This is a genomic window from Phaeovulum sp. (genome assembly GCF_047638075.1).
In the GTDB taxonomy this organism is placed as follows: Bacteria; Pseudomonadota; Alphaproteobacteria; order Rhodobacterales; family Rhodobacteraceae; genus UBA6197.
The window spans coordinates 72217-78216 of record NZ_JBLJBV010000036.1 but is presented as its reverse complement, the minus strand read 5'-3'; the positions used below and the strand labels follow the sequence as shown (position 1 = coordinate 78216).

General features: G+C 60.7%; 3 protein-coding genes. All 3 read left to right on the top strand.

Annotated elements, in window-relative coordinates; translation table 11 throughout:
* Positions 1-890 (top strand): sigma-54-dependent transcriptional regulator (locus ACM62R_RS05600; protein WP_415183075.1); only part of this gene is annotated, 890 nt, incomplete at its 5' end.
* Between the two features lie 177 nt (positions 891-1067).
* Complete coding sequence (locus ACM62R_RS05595; protein WP_415183074.1) at positions 1068-2219, top strand: patatin-like phospholipase family protein; 1152 nt, start codon at positions 1068-1070, stop codon at positions 2217-2219.
* 506 nt (positions 2220-2725) lie between these two features.
* Complete coding sequence (locus tag ACM62R_RS05590) at positions 2726-5545, top strand: Rne/Rng family ribonuclease (protein ID WP_415183073.1); 2820 nt, start codon at positions 2726-2728, stop codon at positions 5543-5545.
* Positions 5546-6000: the final 455 nt, after the last annotated feature.

Here is a 6000-nt window from a genome sequence, read left to right as displayed (position 1 = left end):
GCACCTCGCCGGCGATGGAGCGGTTGCGCGAAGATATCCTGGATCTGGGGCAGGCCGATGGCCATGTTCTGATCGACGGCGAAACCGGCACCGGCAAAACGCTGGTTGCCCATGCGCTGCACGCGGTCGGCCCACGCGCTGCGCGGAAATTTGTGGTGGTCAGCTGTGCCGCCTTTTCCGAGGACGTGCTGGCGGCAAAGCTGTTTGGCCCGGTTGATGAGGGCGCGGCCCTGCCTCTGATCGAAGAGGCGCGCGGCGGCACACTTTGCCTTGAGGATGTCGAGGCGCTTAGCCAGGGCCTTCAGGCCCGCGTTTTGACCTTTATCAACGATCAGGGCACCCCGGCCGAAACCCGCATCATTGCCATCTGCAATGACCATGGCGAAGGTCGCACCGTTGAAGACGCGCTACGCCCGGATCTATACTACCGCCTTGCCGCGCTGAAAATCATGCTGCCCCCGCTGCGCCAGCGGGGCGAAGACATCCTGATGTTGTTCAACCGCATGGCTGAACAGTTTGCCGAGGAATACGGCTGCGATGCCCCCGAGGTCACCGCCCAAGAGGCCGCCCAACTGTTGCAGGCCCCCTGGCCCGGCAATGTGCGCCAGCTGATCAACGTGGCCGAACGGGCCGTGTTGCAAAACCGCCGCGGCTCTGGCTCCATCGCGTCGCTTTTGATGGCGGATAACGAAGACGCCGGCCCTGCCATGACGACCGAGGGAAAGCCGCTAAAGGAATATGTCGAGAGTTTCGAGAAGATGCTGATCGACAATACGATGCGCCGCCACAAGGGCGCAATCACCGCCGTGATGGACGAGCTGTGCCTGCCACGCCGCACGCTAAATGAAAAAATGGCGAAATACGGGCTTAGCCGCGGCGATTACCTTTAGGGCAGGGGTGTTGGGGTAAATCTGCACCGCGTGGTGCGGGCGGGGCGCTTTGTCAGTGTTTCGATGCAAATCGGTGCAGACAGCCTGCCGCTACACCGGAACGTCATTTTACGTTGCGTGGATTGGCTTTACCATTATCCTCTGTGCTAATGGCTTTTCTTGTCGCGTGGTTGCAGCGTGCCCCTGTCTTATTCAACGGCTCCCCCGCAAAAGATCGCCCTGATCCTTCAGGGCGGGGGTGCGCGTGGCGCCTATGAGGTTGGGGTTCTCAAGGCGATTGCCGAGATCAACCTTCGCCGTGTGTCACCGTTTCAGATTGTCTGCGGGGCATCTGTCGGGGCGATCAATGCCGCCCGGGTTGCGGCAACCTCAACGGATTTTCAGCGCGGGATAGAGGCGTTGGAGGCGCTCTGGTCTTCGCTGACATGCAATTCGGTTTATGACACGCGGGCATTACCGCTGCTGATCCGGACGGGGCATTGGGCCTTGGCGCTGATGTTCGGGCGCTTTGGATTTCATGCGCCGGACGGGCTGTTGGACAGCGCGCCCCTGCATCATCTGCTGACGACTGAATTTGACCGGCGCCATCTGGAGCATGTCATTCATGCAGGCGCGCTTTCGGCGCTGTGCATCTCCACCTCCAGCTATGGCGAGGGCAAGGCGGTCACATTTTTCGAGGCGCATGACGACATCGCCCCGTGGTCGCGATCACGGCGCGAAGGGGTTCCCACCCGGATCGGCCCGCAGCATCTGCTGGCCTCATCGGCGTTGCCATTCGTCTTTGCCCCGGTGCGGATCAAGGGGCGCTACTATGGTGATGGCGCGCTTCGGCTGACCTCGCCGCTGTCGCCCGCCATTCATACCGGCGCGGACAAGATCGTGATCATCGCCACGCGTGACAACCTGCCCATCCCCGCAGCGGACCGCGCCAAGGCCCAGACCGAGCCAACCGTGGGCGATATGGCCGGGGTGGCGCTGGATATCCTGTTCAACGACAATCTGGAAACGGACCATGAACGCCTGAGCCGTATCAATCAAACCCTGGCCCTGTTGACGCCCGAGGCGCGGCAGAAAACCCCGCTTCGGTTTATTGACACGATATTTCTGGCCCCCTCGCAGGATTTGCGCCCGATTGCGCAGGCGCATGCGCACAGGCTGCCCGCACCGATCCGGCTGCTGATGCATAGCGTCGGATCGTGGGGCCACGATGGCCGGCTGGAAAGCTACCTGCTGTTCGAGGCAGGCTATATTGGCGCGCTGATTGATCTTGGCTACCGTGACACGATCGCCCGAGCCGATGAGCTTGCCGCGTTTTTGTTTGCGTCCTAGGCTCGATCATCGCCGCATGCGCGCCCGAACCGATGCCGGTCTATGGCCATATGCACGCCCTGTCGCCAGTTTGGTAATCTTGGGTAACGATTTGATAATGAAAAACCGATTGTATTTGCAGGTGCATCAAAGCTATTGTCAAAAAGCATCGGTCCGGCGCGCCTGTTTCGTGCCGCCGATCCAACAGTTTCGCTGATTTCTGGCGCGACGTTACCCGCACGGGGTAGCCGGGCCAAGATCAACCGATTGGCTGCAAGGCCGCAAATTTGCCCGTCCGGCATTCAAATGCCACGGGTTTTCAGTTGGGCGTCAGCGTAAAAGCCGCGACGCTTGGGTAAGAACCGCGATGAAGCGCGCAGAAACTAGGCAGGTGATGACGGGCGGGCCAAAGGCCTGCGCCGCCGCTATGTCTGGTGCGCACCCTCTCGCCTCAACAGATCAACACGCGCGCCAATGCCTTCGCCCCCCGGGGCGAGCGCAAAGTAGCCCGTGCGAGAATTGGATACATGGCAAAGAAAATGTTAATCGATGCCACCCACGCGGAAGAAACCCGCGTTGTGGTGGTGGACGGCAACAAGGTCGAAGAGTTTGATTTTGAAACCGTAAACAAACGCCAACTGGCGGGTAATATCTATCTGGCAAAAGTCACCCGGGTCGAGCCGTCGCTACAAGCGGCTTTCGTGGATTATGGCGGCAATCGCCATGGTTTTCTGGCCTTTGCGGAAATTCACCCCGATTATTACCAGATCCCGGTCGCAGATCGGCAGGCGCTGATTGAAGAAGAACGTGCCTATGCAGAGCGCGAAGAGGCAGAAGACAGCGCCAGATCACGCCGCCGGAGCGGGGCGCGCACAGCCGCAAAACCCGCCAAGGCCGCCGAGGCCGATGCCGTAACGCGCAGTGACGAAATCCCTGGCATGGCGGTCGTCGATCTGGCATCCGAGGCGCTGCCAGAGCCCAGCGTGATGACAGACCATCCGGGTGAAGAGGCCGCAGAGATTGCTGAAAGCGCGCCGGATCAGGTTTCCGATGATGTTCCGGTAACGGATGCCATCACCGACGAGCCCGGCGGGGATGACCCCGAACCCTACGTCGCCGCAGACCACGCTACCGAAACCGATGATGAGATCGAATCGGTTGCCGATGAAGATATGGCCGAGGAAATCCAGTCGCAGCGCAAACCGCGCCCGCGGCGCTACAAGATCCAGGAGGTTGTGAAGGTTCGCCAGATCATGCTGGTGCAGGTCGTCAAGGAGGAACGCGGCAACAAGGGGGCTGCGCTGACAACCTATCTGTCGCTGGCGGGTCGCTACTGTGTCTTGATGCCCAACACGGCGCGTGGCGGTGGTATCAGCCGCAAGATCACCAATGTGCTGGACCGCAAGAAGCTCAAGGAAATAGCGGCGGAAATGGAAGTGCCGCAAGGCGCGGGGCTGATCATCCGCACCGCAGGCAGCCAACGCACGCGCACCGAAATCCGGCGTGACTATGAATATCTGATGCGGCTTTGGGAACAGATCCGCGATTTGACCATGCGCTCGGTTGCCCCGGCGCCGATCTACGAGGAAGGCGATCTGATCAAACGCTCGATCCGTGATGTCTACGGCAAAGAGATTGACGAGGTGTTGGTCGAGGGCGAGCGCGGTTATCGGCTGGCCAAGGATTTCATGCGAATGATCATGCCGTCGCATGCCAAGAACGTCAAAAACTATACCGAGCAGTTGCCGCTGTTTGCGCGGTTCCAGGTTGAAAGCTATCTGGGCGGCATGTTCAACCCGGTTGTTCAGTTGAAATCGGGCGGCTACATCGTGATCGGGATCACCGAAGCGCTGGTGGCGATTGACGTGAACTCTGGTCGGTCGACCAAGGAAGGCTCGATCGAGGATACCGCGCTGAAAACCAACCTGGAGGCCGCCGACGAGGTTGCGCGCCAGTTGCGCCTGCGTGACCTTGCCGGTCTGATCGTTATCGACTTCATCGATATGGAAGAGCGCAAGAACAACGCCTCGGTCGAGAAACGATTGAAAGAAAAGCTGAAAACCGATAGGGCGCGGATTCAGGTGGGGCGGATCTCGGGCTTTGGCCTGATGGAGATGTCGCGCCAGCGCCTGCGCCCCGGCATGATCGAGTCGACAACCCAGCCCTGTTCGCATTGCCACGGCACCGGGTTGATCCGCTCGGATGACAGCATGGCGCTTCAGGTTCTGCGCCAGATCGAAGAAGAGGGCACGCGCAAACGGTCACGCGAAGTGCTGGTGAAGGCGCCGGTTGCGGTGGCCAACTATCTGATGAACGCCAAGCGTGAACATATCGCCGGAATTGAAGCGCGCTACGGCATGTCAGTCCGGATTGAAGCCGATCCCGGGCTTGTCAGCCCCGATTTCAGCATCGAAAAGCTCAAGGTGGCCACGCGTAACGTGCCCGAGGTCAGCAGTGTTGCGGTGTCGGTTGACGCGCGTTTGATGGCCGAGATCGACGAGGACATCGTTGATGAGGATATCACCGACGAGGAAGACGAGGCGATCACGGCTGATGTGCCGGTTGCAGGCGCGTCCGAGGGCGATGAGGGGCCGAAAAAGAAAAAGCGTCGGCGGCGGCGCAAGAAGAAGACGAATGGGGACTATACCAATGGCGATGGCAGCACCGATGACGCGTCCGATGACGGCGAGGATGATGCCGACACCGAGACCGACACCGAGGTCGCCGCAGATGCGCCGGCGGAAGTGCTGACCGACGCGGCTGACGCGCCGGTCAAGAAAACCTCCAGCCGGACGCGGGCCCCGCGATCGCGCGCCAAGGCGGCCGAGGTTCCGGCAACCGCAAGTGAGGAAAGTGTGGCAGTGCCCCAGGACGCAGCCGACGCAGCGCCCGCGCCGAAAAAGCCCGCAACGCGCACACGCAAACCCAAGGTTGCAGCCGCGGCCAAAACCGAAGAGGCGCAGGCGTCTGCCGATGAGGCCCCCAAAAAGCCCAGCCGCAGCCGCTCGCGCGCCAAAAAACCCGTAGAAACGCCCTTGCCGGTGGCAGAGACGCTAGCCGAGCCGGCCCCCGCCGAGGCGACACAGGTTGACACGGCCCCCGAACCAGAGGCGGTAGCGGAAACAACGCCCGAGGCCCAAGCCCCTGTTGACACGCCGGTAGCTGCGCCGCCGCCAATTGAGGCAGGCAACACTGAGGCAGGCAACACTGAGGCAGGCAACACTGAGGCAGAGACCGAGGCGAAAACCGAGTCAGAGGTAGAACCGGAAGCGGCAAAAACCGCCCCGGCCGAGCCCGAAGATGAGGTTAAGCCAAAAAAGCGGGGCTGGTGGTCGCTGGGCCGCTAAGCTGTTGAAGAAAGTGAGAGCGTCGGGTCAAAAGCCCGACGTTTTCAATTAGGGGGTGTCCGCATTTCGTGTTGGTAGCGAGATCGGACCGACCTCAAGCACTATTCCATAGCGTAGAGACCGGTTTTTTCCGCCGATACATTCGCAGAAGTATTCCGATTGCTGCCAAACGCCTATCGGCCGAAAAGCGCTTTGGCGCACCCACCCAAGGCTGCGGCGATGTTGAGACAACCTCCAACGCCAAAGACTGCGGTCATCATCCATGCCGCAAAGCGGAGCTTCTTTCCGGGAAAATCGTCACCAAAAGACCAACCCTCAAATGAAGGGGCCCGCCAATAGCATCCTGCCGCAGCCGCGAGCGCCACGAAACCCTTGATGAGTGCCGCGGAAACACCCGCCACGCTACCATCTGGAGTTTGTGGCGCAAGATCTCCGCGCTGTCCAGATTCAGGTTT

Bases quoted from the DNA above. Each gene is read 5' to 3' on its own strand.
- ACM62R_RS05590 (WP_415183073.1), top strand. From the start codon at position 2,726: ATGGCAAAGAAAATGTTAATCGATGCCACCCACGCGGAAGAAACCCGC.